The sequence below is a fragment of the Kitasatospora sp. NPDC056800 genome (assembly GCF_042789775.1).
GTDB lineage: Bacteria > Actinomycetota > Actinomycetes > Streptomycetales > Streptomycetaceae > Kitasatospora.
In genome coordinates, this window is record NZ_JBHUAL010000240.1 from 1 (window position 1) to 13,926 (window position 13,926).

Here is a 13,926-nt window from a genome sequence, read left to right on the forward strand (position 1 = left end):
GCATTGGGGGTGGCGAGCGCCGCGAGGCCGGTCGCCGCGAACAGGGCGGCGCCGGTCAGGGCAGGCAGGAGTCTTCTCATCGGAGCCTCTCGTGGGGAGCGGGCCGGGAGCAGCAGCGTGACAGCAAACCCGCACCTTTGAAAGGCTCATGACATGAGACGCATACGCCTCACCCCACCCGACGGAAGCCCTACCGCAGCACCGGGAGCACCGCCTCGGCGCTACGGCCGGTCGCCGCCTCGATGAAGGCCACCGGGTCGGCCACCTCCGCCAGCAGGGCGCGGGTGAAGTGCAGCGCCCCCTCGGCGGGCGGCGGGCCGCCGACGGCCGCGATCAGGTCGAGCAGGTGGACGGTCGCCTCCATCAGCGCCACCTCGCCGAGCGCGCCGACCGTCACGCTGCCGAGCAGCGGGTGCGCCACCGTGGCCCCCGGCGGCAGGTCCGCGAGGCCGGCCAGCGCCGCCGGGCCCTCGACGCCGAACCGGGCGATCAGCACGGCGGGTTCGGCCACCTCGGCGGTCCGCTTCGCCGCCTCGGCGACCTGCCCGGCGGCGGTGTGGGCGATGCCGCCCGGCCGGTTGTAGGCACGCAGGATGCCGGCCCCGTCGGCCACCTCGGCCGGCGTGTCCAGGACGGCCGCGCGCAGCCCGGTGAACATCTCCGGCACCGGTGCCACGTGCGCGAACAGCTCCCGTACGGTCCACTCGGGCAGCCGGGTGGGACGGTCCCAGTCCTCGGCGGCCAGGGCCGCGCCCCGCTCCGCCCAGGAGGACCAGGCCTCCGCCAACAGCACGCGCACGGGATCGTTCTGACTGTTCATCGGCTCTCCTCGGGACGGTGATCACGGGATCGCCCCACGCTATCCCGGGCCCGCGGAAAGCCGTTTGCCACCCCCGCCCCGGGCCGTCACCATCGACCCATGACCGTCTCCGCCACCCGCCCGCTGCCCGTACCCGCCGCCACCCGCCCGGCCCCGGTCCAGCAGCAGCCCGGCCGCCCCCGGAGGCCCGACGCCCCCCGCGCGTGAGGGCCGCGCTGGCCGCGGGGCTGCTCGCCGGGCTCGGCGTGGCCGTCCCGGTGGGGGCCGTCGGGGCCTACCTGGTGTCGCTCACCGCACGCACCTCGCTGCGCACCGGCGCCTGCGCCGCCCTCGGCGTGGCCACCGCGGACGGGCTGTACGCCCTGCTCGCGGCGGCCGGCGGCACCGGCCTCGCACCGCTGCTCGAACCGGTCGCCCGGCCGCTGCGGATCGCCTCCGCCCTGGTGCTGCTCGCCCTGGCCGCCCGGACGGCCGCCACCGCACTGCGCGGCCGCTCCGGCCCCGCCGCCGGACCGCGGCCGTCGCCGCCCACCCCCGCCCGGGCCTTCCTCACCCTGCTGGGCATCACCCTGCTGAACCCGCTCACCGTGCTCTACTTCGCCGCCCTGGTGCTCGGCGGCGGCAGCCAGGACGGCGTCCCCGCCAGGGCGGCCTTCACCCTCGGCGCCTTCGCCGCCTCCGCCTGCTGGCAACTGCTGCTGGCCTCCGGCGGCGCCCTGCTCGGCCGGGCCCTCACCGGCCCGCGCGGCCGGCTGCTCACCGCCCTCGGCTCCGCCGCCCTGGTCGCCGCCCTCGCCGTCCGACTGCTGCTCGACTGAGGCCGGCGCCGGGCGTGGTGACCGGCGCCGCCGGGTCGGACGCGCTCAGCGACCGGGCGCCGGAAGGAGGTTGGCGAGCGGGTGCGGAGTGGCGTCACACACCGCGACCGGCCCCGCCACCCCGGTCGCCGCCCCCACCACCCCTCCCCCGGTCATCTGACCAGCGGGATCGGCAGCACCGCCGCCGCGCGGCCGCGCGCCCGTTTACGTCCTATTCCTCCCTTGTATCCTGGTTCTGTATCCGCTGAGTGACGTCCGCCGAAGACCCAGCCCGGCAGCGGGCCCCGCGCCCAAGCCGAGCCGACCGCCCGACGACGCCGCCACCGACCCGGAGGAGTGCGGAGATGGCCGAGCAGGACGCCCCCGAGAGGCGGGGCCGACTGAGCCGCCCGCTGGTACTGGGCGCCGCCGTGGCCCTGGTCGACCGCGAGGGCCTGGCCGCGCTGACCATGCGCAGGCTGGCCGCCGATCTCGGCGTGGAGTCGATGGCCCTGTACCGCTACACCCCGGGCAAGGAGGCGCTGATCGACGGCCTGGTCGAGGCCTACTTCGACGAGATCAACGCCCGGCTGCGGGCCGGCGCCGCCCGCGGCCCGCACGAGGACGGCTGGCGCGCCGAACTGCGCCGGATCGCCCGGGCGTTCGCCGCCACCGCGCACGCCCACCCCGAGATCCTGCCGCTGGTCGCGACCCGCCCGCTGGCCGTCCCGGTGGCCCGCCGCCCGGCCTCGGTGCTGGAGCTCACCGAGCACATCCTGGCCGTGCTCGGCCGGGCCGGCTTCGACGACGCCGGCGCGCTGACCGTCTACCGCACCTTCGTCGCCTGGAACCTCGGCTGCCTGCTGGTGGACAAGCGCCAGGTGGTCGACAACCCGAACGAGCCGGACCCGGCCCTGCGGCTCGGCCTGCACCGGCTGCCCGCCGCCGACTACCCCAGACTGCGCGCCCTGGTGCCCCGGTTCTCCGACTTCGACGACGAGGCCGAGATGCTGAGCGGCCTGGACAGCCTGCTCGACGGGATGCCCGAGCCGCCCCTTGACGGCTTCTACCGCAGCGACGCATCCTGAGGATACGAGGTACACGTCGGACATATCCGCTTGAATCCGGCACCGCTGAGCCGGCCGTGGGCCGCGCTCCCCCGGCGCCCGAGAAGAGGTCGCCATGTCCGCCGTTCCCACCCGACCGCCCCGACCCGACATTCTGCGCCTCCGCGTCACCGCCAGGGACCCGGAGGTCCTGCGCGCCCTGCTGCGCGAGGCCCGCCCCGACACCGGTGGCCGCCCGCACGTCGAACCGGACGGCAGCGTCGGCATCGACGTCTACGCCCCGGAGGACCGGATCGCCGCCCTCGAACGCGAGGGCGTCACCGTCACCCGGATCGGCAACGCCAGCGAGGCCGGCCGCGCCGCCCAGGCCGAGGTCGGCACCGGCGACCGGTTCGCCGCCGCCGACGCCGTCCCGCACGGCCTCGCCGCCAAGCCCGCCGGCTGACCCGGGAGGTCGTCATGCCGTACCTGAACATCACCGAGGTCGAGTCCGCCGTGGCCAGTCTGGCCACCGCCTACCCCGGCACGTCCGAACTGCTCACCCTGCCCGAGCCCTCCATCGAGGGCCGCACCGCCCACGCCCTCAAGATCGGTGCACCGGCCCCGGTCCCCAAGAGCTGCGTGATGATGATCGGCGGTGTGCACGCCCGTGAATGGGGCAGCTGCGAGATCCTCGTCCACCTCGCCGCCGACCTGCTGGAGGCCCAGCGCGACGGCACCGGCCTCGGCTACGGCGGCACCGTCTTCACCGCCGACCAGGTCCGGAACCTGCTCCAGCGGCTGGACCTGGTGCTCTTCCCGCTGGTCAACCCGGACGGCCGACTGTTCAGCCAGACCGCCGACCCGATGTGGCGCAAGAACCGCGACCCGGCCAACGCCGGGGGCAGCACGAACCCCGACTGCGTCGGCGTCGACCTCAACCGCAACTACGACTTCCTCTTCGACTTCGCCACCGCCTTCGCCCCGACCGCCACCCCGCAGGTGTCGGCCGACCCGTGCGACCAGCAGGTCTACGAGGGCCCGAGCGCCTTCTCCGAGCCCGAGACCCGCAACGTCCGCTGGCTGCTGGACCAGTTCCCGCGGACCGGGTGGTTCGTCGACGTGCACAGCTACTCCCAGGACATGCTCTACAACTGGGGCGACGACGAGAACCAGTCGGTCACCCCCGCCATGAACTTCCGCAACAGCCAGTACGACGGCAAGCGCGGCCTGCCCGGCGACGTCGCGTACGCGGAGTACATCCCCAAGACCGACGCCGACACCGCCGTGCTGCTCGCCGAGGCCTTCTGCCAGGGCCTGCACGGCGTGCGCGGCCTGGCGTACAAGCCGCTGAGCGGCTTCCACCTGTACCCGACCAGCGGCACCAGCGACGACTACGTCTTCGCCCGCCACTTCGTCGACCCCGAGCAGGGGAAGGTGCTCGGCTTCACCGTCGAGTGGGGCACGCAGTTCCACCCGCCGTGGGCCGAGATGCAGCGGATCGTCCTCGACGTGGACGCCGGGCTGGTGCGGTTCTGCCTGGCCACCGCCTGAACCCCTGCCCCGAAAGCCACAGTGCCCGACAGCAGGGCGCCCGCCACGACCGGTCGTGGCGGGCGCCTTGGGATGCGGGGTGCGCGGGTGCTCAGGCGGCCCGGTGGAAGAAGAACGGGTCGATGGACGGCGGCACCCGGGTGACCCCGTCCGAGCTGAGCAGTTGGTGGGTGGTGAAGTTGGCGTTGCGCTGGTAGGTCACGCCCACCGGGAAGTTGGCCCGGTCGGGGGTGTTGTTTCCGGCGAAGACGCCGTAGAAGTCCTTTCCGACCGTGACCATCCGGAGGTAGTCCCCCAGGTACGGCAGCTGCGTCCCGGCCGGCGGCACGTCGCCCGGGGCCTGGTGCAGCACATGGCTCTCCGTCGTCCCGAAGCCGTCGGCGGTCAGCTCCAGCACCGTCGACCACTGGTTGTGGACCAACTGCTGGTAGACCAGCCCGACCAGGCCGTCGGAGTTGACCGCCAGCGACGGGTTCTTGCCGTTGACCACGTCCGGGCGCGCCGCGGCCCAGGTCTGGCCCCGGTCCGCCGAGTGACGGCTGTGCAGCACGTAGTCGGTGGGGGCGGTTCCGCCGAGGTTGTCGCAGTAGGCGATCCAGACGCTGTTGGAGTCGGTGGGGTCCACGGCGACGGCCAGGTCCGCACCGGTGCGCTCCTGGCCCAGCGACCGCTGGTGCGGGTTGAACCGGGCCTTGCGGCCGGTGACCACGCGCTGGCCGACGTCGCCGACGGCCGAGTCGAGGAGGTCCTCGAAGGGGTTCGGTCCTACGCCGCCCTTGTCGTCACGGGTCATCACGACGTCGAAGGTGATCAGGGCCCCCGCGCCGGTGGCGGTCACGCTCAGGAAGGCGACGTAGATCGTGCCGTCCGGGTGCGCGGCGATCCGCACCGGCGGCCCGTCGAAGAGCGTGCCGGTGTGCCGGTCGAGCTTGACGGGCGCGAAACCGGCCGGAGCGGGCCCGGTGCCGGCGTCGTTCGAGACGTCCACGGTGGCGGTGCCGCCGGGCTGGGCGACGTCGTTGCTGCCGATGTACACCCGGTCGCCGCTGCCGCCGTTCGCCGTGACGGTGGTGGCGACGACCCAGGGCTGGTCCTCCCCGCTCCGGTCGACGAGCACGGCCATCGGCGTGCTCGCGGTGATGTCCGGTGCGCGCAGGATCTGCAGGTCGCCGCTCTGGCCGTTGAGGATGCCGGTGTAGAGCCGGCCCCCCGCCCCGCCGAAGCCGACGCTGATGTCCCCGGTGCCGAGAGCCCCGTTGCCCGGGACGACGCTGTTCAGCACCCAGGTGTCCCCGCCGTCCGTCGAGACGTAGACGGGGGCGAGCGGCCCGTTCATCGGGTCGGGGGTGAAGGCGGTCGCGACCATCTCCAGCGGGTTCTCCGGGTCGACCGCGAGGTTGGGCTCACTGTCCAGGTTGGTGTCGCCGCTCAGCGCCTTCGGGGTGATGTTGACGACCTTGATGGTGGGCATGTCGGCTCACCTCCGTTCCCGCAGCACGGCGAGCTTCTGCGCGGGCTGGTAGTCCTCGGGGTGGAGCAGCCGGTACGGCGCCCGCGCGGCGAGCTCGCCCCCGGTGGCGTGCAGCAGCCACAGGCCCAGCTGCCCGGGCGTCGGTTTGGGGACCGCGCGCCAGCGGATGTCCCCGCTGGCCGGGTAGAGCACGGTGGTCGGTCCGGGGGCGGCGCCGCCGGACTCGACGAGCGAGACGTCGAGTGTGGCGCGCCACCAGTGCGGGTCGTGCTCGGAGTACTCGGCCAGGCCGAGGTCCTCCAGGCCGACCACGGTGGCGACCACGACGGCGTCCGCCTCGGCGGCGTGCGCGGCCAGGTCCTGGTCGCGGATCTCCCGCTGCACCGAGGAGAAGGGGAGTTCGTCGGCCGTGGTGGCGGCCAGCGAGACGTGCTGCCGGACGGCGTCGGCCGGCAGCCGGCCGACCTCGGCCACGCCCAGGCCCTCCCCGTAGACCATCCCCCTGGTGAAGAAGGCCGCCGTGTCGCCGACCTTCAACAGCTCGGCGTCGGCGGCCAGTTGGACGGTGACCTCGCTGCCGCCGAGCTGCCGGAAGGCCGCGGGTGCGTGCAGCACCTGGTCCACCCGGACCACGGCGGTCCGTTCGTTCCTGGCCTCGGCCGGCAGGGCGGCGAGCGAGGTGCCGCCGACCCTGGTGACGGTGCCGAGGAAGCTCAGCGGCGCACTCCGGACGAGGTCGGTCAGCCGGGGTGCGGCGGCGGGTGCGGTGTCGGTCATGACGGTCCTCCGATCCGCTCACCGCGCGGCACGGACCGGGTCCGGGTGCGCCCGGCGCCACTCGGTCCGCGCGCCGAGCGCGCACCCGGCGGTGACGGCGGCCGCGAGCGCGACCACCAGCCACTCCGCGGCGCCGCTGCCGGCGTCCGGGTCGAGGCCGAGCAGCGTCTCGATCCACTGCGGCCACACCAGGGTGAGCAGGAACAGGAGCCCGGACAGCGCGCCGAGGGCCGTCTCCAGCCAGAATCGCGGGCGCACCGGGCTCGGTCGTCGATGGGCGGGGGCTTGTTGGGAAGGCATTGCCGCGCCTCCCCTCTCCCTCCACCCGGGCCGCGCCCGGCGCGCCACGCGCGCCGTCCCGGTGCCGCCGGGCCGCACGGGCCCCGCGACACGGCCGGCCGGACCGGCCCGGGTCGGGGTCTGCTCCCGTCGGCGCCGCCGGTCGGGGGCGTGGCCGCCGCGGGAGGGTGCTGCTGGGGGCGCGGCGCGGGGCCGCGCGGGGGGCCGTCTCTCGGGGCCGGGTGGCGCCGAACGTCGTCGGCGCCGTACGTCTACGAGGCACACGTACGAGGGACACGTACTGCGTATACGAGTCTGCTCGCCTCGTCGCAGCAGGTCAAGGGGCCCGGAGCGGCACGGGCGGCACGGGCGGCACGGGCGGCACGGGGCGCCGGCTCAGACCCGGGCGCCGAGCATCCGCAGGACCAGCTCCCCGTAGCGGCGCCCGAGCTCCTCCGGCGCCTCGGAGGAGTTGTCGGTGTACCAGCGGGAGACGTCGATGCCCAGCGAGGTGACCGCGCGGGCCGCCGTCCGCACCTCCGCCACCTGGAACTCCCCCGCCGCCACGCCCGCCTCGATCAGCGCGCTGACCTCGCGCTCGATGTCCAGCCGCAGCGCCGCGACCACCGCGTAGGCGTCCTCGGGCAGCGCGTGCAGCTCGTAGTTGACCACCCGGCCGACCGTCCGGGCCCGGGCGTGCCAGGCGGTGAACTGCTCGACCAGCTCCCGCATCCGCTCGGCCGGTCCGCCCCCGCCGGCCACCGCGCCCCGGACCAGGGTCAGCGTGGCGGCGTGCCCGGCCCGGCTGATCTCGGCCAGCAGCGCGGCCTTCGACTGGTAGTGGATGTACAGCGCGGCCGGACTCATCCCCGCCCCCGTGGCGATGTCCCGGGTGGTGGTGGCGTGGAAGCCGCGCTCCGCGAACGACTCGACGGCGGCCTGGAGCAGCCGGTACGCCGCTTCGGGGCGGGCGTCGGCGCCGGGCAGGGTCGGCCAGAGGTCGGCGAGCGGGGTGCTGGTCATGGCGTCATCCTCCCAGAGAAACTCGTACAGGCTTTCGCGCCGGCCGCCCCTCGGCCCGACCCCCGGCCCGGGCCGGCGTGCGACGGGCAAGCGGTCGGCGGACTGTTGACAGCCTCCCGCACCGACAGCATGCTGAGCAAGCGCTTAGTCAGCTGACAGCAGGGATCCCCCGCACGAAAGGCAGGACGCTCCGTGGTGCACTCCTTCAAGGGCCGGGTGGCCGTCGTCACCGGATCGAGCCGGGGCATCGGCCTCGGCATCGCCCGCGAGCTGGTCGACCGCGGGGCCAGGGTCTGCCTCACCGCCCGCAACCCGGAGCCGCTGGCCGAGGCCGTCCGCGACCTGGGCGGCCCGGAGAACGCGATCGCCGTCGCGGGCAAGGCCGACGACCCGGCGCACCAGGAGGAGACGGTCGCCCGCACCCTGGAGGCCTTCGGCCGGCTCGACCACCTGGTCAACAACACCGGCATCAACCCGGTCTACGGGCCGGTCCTCGACACCGACGAGGCCGCCGCCGCCAAGATCCTCGCCGTCAACGTGCTGGCCCCGCTGGCCTGGACCCGCCGCGCGCACGCCGCGTGGCTGGGCGAGCACGGCGGCTCGGTCGTCAACGTCGCCTCCATCGCGGGCATCCGCTCCTCGCTCGGGATCGGCATGTACGGCGTCAGCAAGGCCGCGCTGATCCGGCTCACCACCGAACTCGCCGCCGAGCTGGGCCCCCAGGGCATCCGGGTCAACGCCGTCGCCCCCGCCGTGGTCAAGACCAGGTTCGCCGAGGCCCTGTACGAGGGCCGCGAGGAGAAGGTCGCCAAGGCCTACCCGCTCGGCCGCCTCGGCGTCCCCGAGGACATCGCCGGCGCCGTCGCCTTCCTGCTCTCCCCCGACGCCGGCTGGATCACCGGCCAGACCCTGGTCGTCGACGGCGGGGTCACCCTGGGCGGCGGCATGTGACCCGGAGGTCACCGCCCCTCGGCGATGACCTCCAGGGCCGGGCGGGGCGCGCGGCCGAGCAGGGCCGCGAGGTCGCCCGGCCCGCCCGGGCCGGCGAGGAAGCCGTGGGCGATCGCCGAGTAGGTGCCCACCACCATCGGCACCTGGAAGTCCCGGGCGTCCGAGGCCGCCACCGCCGCGCGGGCGTCCGTCAGCCGTCCCGGCCGGTACGCGGCGCCGAGCGCCTCGGCCACCTCCGCGCCGCCCACCGCCCGCTCCCCCACCAGCTCGTACGTCCGGCCCGCGTGCCCGGCGGGCGCCAGGGCGACGTTCACCGCCGCCTCGGCCAGGTCCGCCCGGGCCACCGCCGCGAGCCGCCCGTCGCCGAGCGGGGCGCTGATCACCCCGTCCGGGCCGGGGGCGGCGATCGCGCCCAGGAACTCGGCGTACAGGCCGTTGCGCAGCACCGTCCAGCGCAGGGTGGCGGACGCGCGCAGCCGCCGCTCGGTCCAGCGGTGGGCGAGGGCGTAGGGCAGGTGGTCGCCGTCGCCGGAGAGACTGGTGTAGACCACGTGATCGACGCCCGCCCGCTCCGCCGCCCCGATCGCGGCGCCGTGCCGGGCGATCACCACGTCGTCCTCGGCGGCGCCGGCCGAGATCAGCAGCAGGGTCCGCACGCCGGTGAAGGCCTCCGCCAGTGTCCGCGGCCGGTCGAAGTCCACCAGCCGGGCCGGGACGCCCGCCGGCACCCGCTGCGGTGTGCGCGAGCCCGCGACGACGCCCTCCCGCCCGGCGAGCCGCTCCAGTACGAGCGCGCCCAGGCCTCCGTTGACTCCGGTGACGAGCAGCATGGGGTTCCTCCAGGGATGGTCGGTCGAGCAGATGATCGTTCGTCGGCTTCGCGACCATCCTCGGTAGCCTGGGCGTCCGGCGTAAGGAGGCACTTCCATGTCAGCAGGGCACACCGCGGTAACCACCCCCCGCCCGGTGGTCTGGTGCGAGGAGGGAGTGGACTGCGGGATCCGCGACCTGCTGGACCGCCTGGGCGACAAGTGGTCCGTCCTCACCGTCGTCGAACTCGCCCAGGGCGTACGGCGGTTCCGCGAGCTGCAGCGCGCACTGCCGGGCATCTCGCAGCGGATGCTCACCCTGACCGTGCGCCGCCTGGAACGGGACGGCATGGTCTCGCGGACCGTCCACCCGACCGTCCCGCCGCAGGTGGAGTACGAGCTGACGCCGCTCGGCCACAGCCTGACCCACCTGGTGCGGGCGATGACGGACTGGTCGTACGACCACCACGACGCGATCGTCGACTCCCGGCGGCGGTGGGACGGGGCCAACCCGGGCTCCGGGATCCGCTGACCCCGTCCGGTGCCCCCGGCACGCCGGGCCCGGCTACCGCTCGTACGCCATCTCCGGGAAGCGCGCCGAGGGCCCGTCCAGCAGGTGGTCGTCCTGGCCGCGCAGCCAGCGGTCGAAGAAGGACGCGACGTAGCTGCGGGTGGCGAGTTCGGCCCGGCCGGGGCGGATGTCGCCGACGTCCTTGCGCAGCTGGTCGGCGCCGAGCACGCCCTGCCGGGCGAGCTGCGGCAGCAGCGGCTGGGCGTCGGTGTACGAGCCGTGCCGGGAGCCGGTGAGGGTGACGTCGGCGTGCCAGCCGGTGCTGTGCCGCCACAGGGCGTTCCAGCCGGGCTGGTCGCGGTAGCCGCCGGAGTCCTCGCTGCCGGTGCCCATCAGCAGGAACGGCCGGTCGAGGCCGTCCTCGGCGACGCTGGACAGGAAGACGCCGGTGTGGCCGTCGGGGCCGGGGAAGTGCAGCTGGCCGTCCATGTTGATCCCGGCCGCGATCCGCGGGTCGTCGTGCATGGTCTGGAGCGCGGTGAAGCCGCCCGCCGACTGGCCGACCATGCCGATCCGGCCGAGGTCGAGGGCCCCGACGACCCCGGCGGGCAGGCCAGTCCGCTCGCCGAGCGCGGCGAGCTGGTCCAGCACGAAGCGGGTGTCGGCCACCCGGGCGTCGATCGCCTTGCGGAGCACCGCGCCGATGTCCACTCCGGGCTGCCCGCGCAGGCCGGGGAACACCGAGGGGGCCAGGTCGCCGTCGGGGAAGGCGACTTCGGAGGCCTCGTAGGTGTGGTCGACGGTGACCACCAGGTAGCCGCGCGAGGCGAGGTCCTCGACCAGCGCCGTCCCCCAGGTGCGCGGGTCGCCGAGGCCGGGCGAGTACAGCACCACCGGGCGCGGGCCGCCGGGCAGCGCGGGGGCGTCCCGGCGGGCGTGGGTGCGGATGGCCGACCAGTCGGTGCGGCCGGGCGTGGTGCCGTAGTTGAGCAGGCCGACGCCGTCCGGGCCGTCGAAGTGCCGCCCGGCGGCGGGCTCCATGTACGGGGCCCGGTCGTCGCCGGCGGCCGGCCGGGAGGTCGGGTACCAGAGGCTGATCATCAGCTCGCGCCGCTGCCCGGGGTGCCAGGGGTCCTCCCGTGCGGTGTCGGTGAGGTGCACGGCGGTGGTCCCGATCGGGTACGGCCCGCTGGGCTCCGGCAGCCAGGCCCGGGCCTGCCGCCCGGGGCTCGTCTCCCCCGGCGGCGGCAGGACCGCCCCCGCGGCCGTGCCGATCGTGCCCACCGCGGCTGCCGCCGCCAGCACCGCCGCCGCCACCGCCCGTCCCGGAATTCCCATGGTGTCCCTCCGTGTTCCGATCGATCGAACACGCAGGACACTACGGTCGGGAACGGGCCGCCGCCGTCATACCTGGGGGCCAACCCGCCCCGGAATACCCGGGTGCCACACCCTTACGGGTCAGCGCCGGTACTGCCGCAGTTCCCTCCGGGCCAGCGAGCGCTTGTGCACCTCGTCCGGGCCGTCGGCCAGCCGCAGGGTGCGGTTGCCGGCCCAGAGCTGGGCGAGCGGGGTGTCCTGGCTGACGCCCGCCGCGCCGTGCGCCTGGACGGCCTTGTCCAGGATCCACTCGACGGTGCGCGGGGTGGCGATCTTGATCGCCTGGATCTCGGTGTGCGCCCCCCGGTTGCCGACGGTGTCCATCAGCCAGGCGGTCTTCAGCACCAGCAGCCGCAGCTGCTCGATCCGCACCCGGGACTCGGCGATCCAGTCCTGCACCACGCCCTGCTCGGCCAGCGGCTTCCCGAAGGCCACCCGCTCGTTGGCCCGACGGCACATCAGCTCCAGCGCCCGCTCGGCGATGCCGATGGCCCGCATGCAGTGGTGGATCCGGCCGGGGCCGAGCCGGGCCTGGGCGATGGCGAAGCCCGTACCCTCCTCGCCGATCAGGTTCCCCACCGGGACGCGGACGTCCTCGAACAGCACCTCGGCGTGGCCGCCGTGGTCGGCGTCGTCGTACCCGAACACCGTCATGCCGCGCCGGACGGTCACGCCCGGGGTGTCGCGCGGGACGAGCAGCATGCTCTGCCGGCGGTGCGGCTCGGCGGCCGGATCGGTCTTGCCCATCACGACGAGGATCCGGCAGTCGGGGTTCATCGCCCCGGTGATGTACCACTTGCGGCCGTTGACCACGTACGCGTCGCCGTCCCGCTCGATCCGGGTCGCGATGTTGGTGGCGTCCGAGGACGCGACCTCGGGCTCGGTCATCGCGAAGGCCGAGCGGATCCGGCCGTCGAGGAGGGGGCGCAGCCAGCGCTCGCGCTGCTCGGCGCTGCCGAACTGGGCGAGCAGCTCCATGTTGCCGGTGTCGGGCGCCGCACAGTTGAGCGCGGGCGGGGCCAACTGGATGCTGCGGCCGGTGATTTCGGCGAGCGGGGCGTACTGGAGGTTGGTGAGGCCGGCCCCGAGCTCACCAGGCAGGAAGAGGTTCCAGAGCTTCTGCTTGCGGGCCGCGGCCTGGAGGTCGGCGACGACGGGGGGCACGGCCCAGCGGTCGCGGGCCGGGTCGGCGAGCTGGGCGGCGAGGACGGGCTCGGCGGGGTACACGTGCTCGTCCATGAAGGCGAGCAGCTGCTCGCGGAGTTCTTCCGTCCGGGCGTCGTAGGCGAAGTCCATCGGTTCTCAGCTCTCCTTGAGGGTGCTCAGGCCGTGCCGGGCGAGGATCGGGGCCATCTCGCCGGCGCGCTCGAAGCCGGCGCCCAGGGTGCGGCCCTGCCGGAAGCGGTAGTGGATGCCCTCGGCGACGGCGGCCAGCTTGAACGAGGCGAAGGCGACGTACCAGTCGAGGTCCTCGGCCCGGCGGCCGGTCGCGTCGGCGTAGCGGGAGACGATCTCGTCGGCCTTCGGGAAGCCGGGGGCGGTCATCGCGGAGGGGATGATGCCACCGCCGACGCCCGCGAGTTCGGTGTACATCACCAGCAGACCGATGTCGGTGAGCGGGTCGCCGAGGGTGGACATCTCCCAGTCCAGGACGGCCGTGATGGTGTCGGCGTCGTCGACCAGGACGTTGTCGAGGCGGTAGTCGCCGTGCACGAGCGCGGGCGCGGGCGAGGCCGGCAGGCGCTCGGCGAGCCTGGCGTGCAGGCGGTCGAGCTCGGGCAGGTCGCGGCTGCGGGAGGCGGCCAGCTGCTTGGACCAGCGGCGCAGCTGGCGCTCCAGGTAGCCCTCGGGCCGGCCGAAGTCGGCGAGGCCGACGGCGGCGGGGTCGATCCGGTGCAGGGTGGCGAGGGTGTCGACCAGCCGCTGTCCGAGCGCGTGCACCCGCCGCTCGCCGAGGGTGGCGAGCGGGGCGACGTCCCGGTGGGCGGTGCCGGAGACGTACTCCATCAGGTACCAGGGGGCGCCGAGGGTCTCGTCGTCCGGGTCGAGCAGGAGCGTCCGGGGCACGGGCACCCCGGTGTCGCGCAGCGCCGTCATCACCCGGTACTCGCGGCCCATGTCGTGGGCGGTGGCGAGGACGTGCCCGAGCGGCGGGCGCCGCAGGACCCAGCGGGAGGCGCCGTCGCCCAGGACGTACGTCAGGTTCGAGCGGCCCCCTTCGACGAGGTCGGCCCGCACCGGCCCCTGGAGGAGGCCGGGCAGCTCGCGCTCCAGCCGGGACCGGAGGCGGGCCAGGTCCAGTCCGGGCGGGTCGACGGGGGTCTCGGCCATCGGGCGGCTCCTCGGGGTGGATCCTCATTGACTAAGCGCTTGCTTAGCATTCAGCCCGAGGTCGTCCCCTGTCAATGCCGCGAAGCCCGTCCGGGGGCCCTCCGGCGGGAACGGCGACGCCCGGGTGGCGGTTCGGACGAACCGCCACCCGGGCGCGTCGAAGGGGCGGGTCTAGCGCGG

General features: G+C 74.8%; 15 protein-coding genes. 6 read left to right on the top strand and 9 right to left on the bottom strand.

The features are described from left to right. Positions 1 to 190: 190 nt before the first annotated feature. Positions 191 to 820 carry a maleylpyruvate isomerase N-terminal domain-containing protein gene (locus ACFRQN_RS35615; protein ID WP_074003669.1) on the bottom strand — a complete coding sequence of 210 codons (630 nt, stop codon included), beginning with the start codon at positions 818 to 820 and terminating at the stop codon, positions 191 to 193. A gap of 203 nt (positions 821 to 1,023) precedes the next feature. Between ACFRQN_RS35615 and ACFRQN_RS35620 the strand changes: the two genes are divergently transcribed. From ACFRQN_RS35620 to ACFRQN_RS35635, 4 genes are all read left to right on the top strand, one after another. Next, positions 1,024 to 1,638, top strand: a complete 615-nt coding sequence (locus tag ACFRQN_RS35620; RefSeq protein ID WP_074003670.1) for a LysE family transporter — start codon at positions 1,024 to 1,026, stop codon at positions 1,636 to 1,638. A 344-nt stretch (positions 1,639 to 1,982) separates the two neighbouring features. Then, a complete protein-coding gene (locus ACFRQN_RS35625; RefSeq protein WP_380744645.1) occupies positions 1,983 to 2,705 on the top strand; it encodes a TetR/AcrR family transcriptional regulator in 723 nt (240 codons plus the stop codon). A gap of 94 nt (positions 2,706 to 2,799) precedes the next feature. Then, a complete protein-coding gene (locus ACFRQN_RS35630; RefSeq protein WP_049658719.1) occupies positions 2,800 to 3,129 on the top strand; it encodes a hypothetical protein in 330 nt (109 codons plus the stop codon). Positions 3,130 to 3,143: 14 nt separating this feature from the next. Then, positions 3,144 to 4,217: a M14 family metallopeptidase gene (locus ACFRQN_RS35635; RefSeq protein WP_074003671.1), complete on the top strand. Its 1,074-nt coding sequence runs from the start codon at positions 3,144 to 3,146 to the stop codon at positions 4,215 to 4,217. A gap of 91 nt (positions 4,218 to 4,308) precedes the next feature. Here the strand turns inward: ACFRQN_RS35635 and ACFRQN_RS35640 are convergent, their stop codons facing one another. The 4 genes from ACFRQN_RS35640 to ACFRQN_RS35655 form a co-directional block, all read right to left on the bottom strand. Next, positions 4,309 to 5,688: a hypothetical protein gene (locus ACFRQN_RS35640; protein ID WP_049658722.1), complete on the bottom strand. Its 1,380-nt coding sequence runs from the start codon at positions 5,686 to 5,688 to the stop codon at positions 4,309 to 4,311. Between the two features lie 6 nt (positions 5,689 to 5,694). Continuing rightward, the gene (locus ACFRQN_RS35645) at positions 5,695 to 6,465 is read right to left on the bottom strand and encodes a hypothetical protein (protein WP_380744647.1); all 771 of its coding nucleotides are present in this window, start codon (positions 6,463 to 6,465) and stop codon (positions 5,695 to 5,697) included. An 18-nt stretch (positions 6,466 to 6,483) separates the two neighbouring features. Next, a complete protein-coding gene (locus ACFRQN_RS35650; RefSeq protein WP_380744649.1) occupies positions 6,484 to 6,723 on the bottom strand; it encodes an ABC transporter permease in 240 nt (79 codons plus the stop codon). Between the two features lie 417 nt (positions 6,724 to 7,140). Beyond that, positions 7,141 to 7,767, bottom strand: coding sequence for a TetR/AcrR family transcriptional regulator (locus ACFRQN_RS35655; protein WP_380744651.1), 627 nt, complete (start codon positions 7,765 to 7,767; stop codon positions 7,141 to 7,143). 192 nt (positions 7,768 to 7,959) lie between these two features. Here ACFRQN_RS35655 and ACFRQN_RS35660 point away from each other — a divergent pair, with 192 nt between their 5' ends. After that, the gene (locus ACFRQN_RS35660) at positions 7,960 to 8,718 is read left to right on the top strand and encodes an SDR family oxidoreductase (protein WP_049660627.1); all 759 of its coding nucleotides are present in this window, start codon (positions 7,960 to 7,962) and stop codon (positions 8,716 to 8,718) included. Positions 8,719 to 8,726: 8 nt separating this feature from the next. Here the strand turns inward: ACFRQN_RS35660 and ACFRQN_RS35665 are convergent, their stop codons facing one another. Further along, positions 8,727 to 9,548, bottom strand: a complete 822-nt coding sequence (locus ACFRQN_RS35665; protein ID WP_117486612.1) for an NAD(P)H-binding protein — start codon at positions 9,546 to 9,548, stop codon at positions 8,727 to 8,729. A 97-nt stretch (positions 9,549 to 9,645) separates the two neighbouring features. Here ACFRQN_RS35665 and ACFRQN_RS35670 point away from each other — a divergent pair, with 97 nt between their 5' ends. Further along, positions 9,646 to 10,059, top strand: coding sequence for a helix-turn-helix domain-containing protein (locus ACFRQN_RS35670; RefSeq protein WP_049651883.1), 414 nt, complete (start codon positions 9,646 to 9,648; stop codon positions 10,057 to 10,059). 33 nt (positions 10,060 to 10,092) lie between these two features. Here ACFRQN_RS35670 and ACFRQN_RS35675 read toward each other — a convergent pair whose 3' ends face one another. The 3 genes from ACFRQN_RS35675 to ACFRQN_RS35685 all read right to left on the bottom strand — a co-directional run bounded on the left by ACFRQN_RS35675 (position 10,093) and on the right by ACFRQN_RS35685 (position 13,746). Then, positions 10,093 to 11,376: an alpha/beta hydrolase family protein gene (locus tag ACFRQN_RS35675; protein ID WP_380744655.1), complete on the bottom strand. Its 1,284-nt coding sequence runs from the start codon at positions 11,374 to 11,376 to the stop codon at positions 10,093 to 10,095. A 120-nt stretch (positions 11,377 to 11,496) separates the two neighbouring features. Further along, entirely contained in the window at positions 11,497 to 12,711 is a 1,215-nt protein-coding gene (locus ACFRQN_RS35680) for an acyl-CoA dehydrogenase family protein (protein WP_380744657.1), read from the bottom strand. 6 nt (positions 12,712 to 12,717) lie between these two features. Further along, complete coding sequence (locus ACFRQN_RS35685) at positions 12,718 to 13,746, bottom strand: phosphotransferase family protein (protein WP_380744659.1); 1,029 nt, start codon at positions 13,744 to 13,746, stop codon at positions 12,718 to 12,720. Between the last annotated feature and the right edge of the window lie 180 nt (positions 13,747 to 13,926).

What these genes read in the sequence shown, in the direction of transcription:
- ACFRQN_RS35680 (WP_380744657.1), bottom strand. Translation starts at nt 12,711, where the DNA reads ATGGACTTCGCCTACGACGCCCGGACGGAAGAACTCCGCGAGCAGCTG.
- ACFRQN_RS35645 (WP_380744647.1), bottom strand. Translation starts at nt 6,465, where the DNA reads ATGACCGACACCGCACCCGCCGCCGCACCCCGGCTGACCGACCTCGTC.
- ACFRQN_RS35615 (WP_074003669.1), bottom strand. Translation starts at nt 820, where the DNA reads ATGAACAGTCAGAACGATCCCGTGCGCGTGCTGTTGGCGGAGGCCTGG.
- ACFRQN_RS35685 (WP_380744659.1), bottom strand. Translation starts at nt 13,746, where the DNA reads ATGGCCGAGACCCCCGTCGACCCGCCCGGACTGGACCTGGCCCGCCTC.
- ACFRQN_RS35640 (WP_049658722.1), bottom strand. Translation starts at nt 5,688, where the DNA reads ATGCCCACCATCAAGGTCGTCAACATCACCCCGAAGGCGCTGAGCGGC.
- ACFRQN_RS35630 (WP_049658719.1), top strand. Translation starts at nt 2,800, where the DNA reads ATGTCCGCCGTTCCCACCCGACCGCCCCGACCCGACATTCTGCGCCTC.
- ACFRQN_RS35625 (WP_380744645.1), top strand. Translation starts at nt 1,983, where the DNA reads ATGGCCGAGCAGGACGCCCCCGAGAGGCGGGGCCGACTGAGCCGCCCG.
- ACFRQN_RS35655 (WP_380744651.1), bottom strand. Translation starts at nt 7,767, where the DNA reads ATGACCAGCACCCCGCTCGCCGACCTCTGGCCGACCCTGCCCGGCGCC.
- ACFRQN_RS35675 (WP_380744655.1), bottom strand. Translation starts at nt 11,376, where the DNA reads ATGGGAATTCCGGGACGGGCGGTGGCGGCGGCGGTGCTGGCGGCGGCA.
- ACFRQN_RS35665 (WP_117486612.1), bottom strand. Translation starts at nt 9,548, where the DNA reads ATGCTGCTCGTCACCGGAGTCAACGGAGGCCTGGGCGCGCTCGTACTG.
- ACFRQN_RS35670 (WP_049651883.1), top strand. Translation starts at nt 9,646, where the DNA reads ATGTCAGCAGGGCACACCGCGGTAACCACCCCCCGCCCGGTGGTCTGG.
- ACFRQN_RS35635 (WP_074003671.1), top strand. Translation starts at nt 3,144, where the DNA reads ATGCCGTACCTGAACATCACCGAGGTCGAGTCCGCCGTGGCCAGTCTG.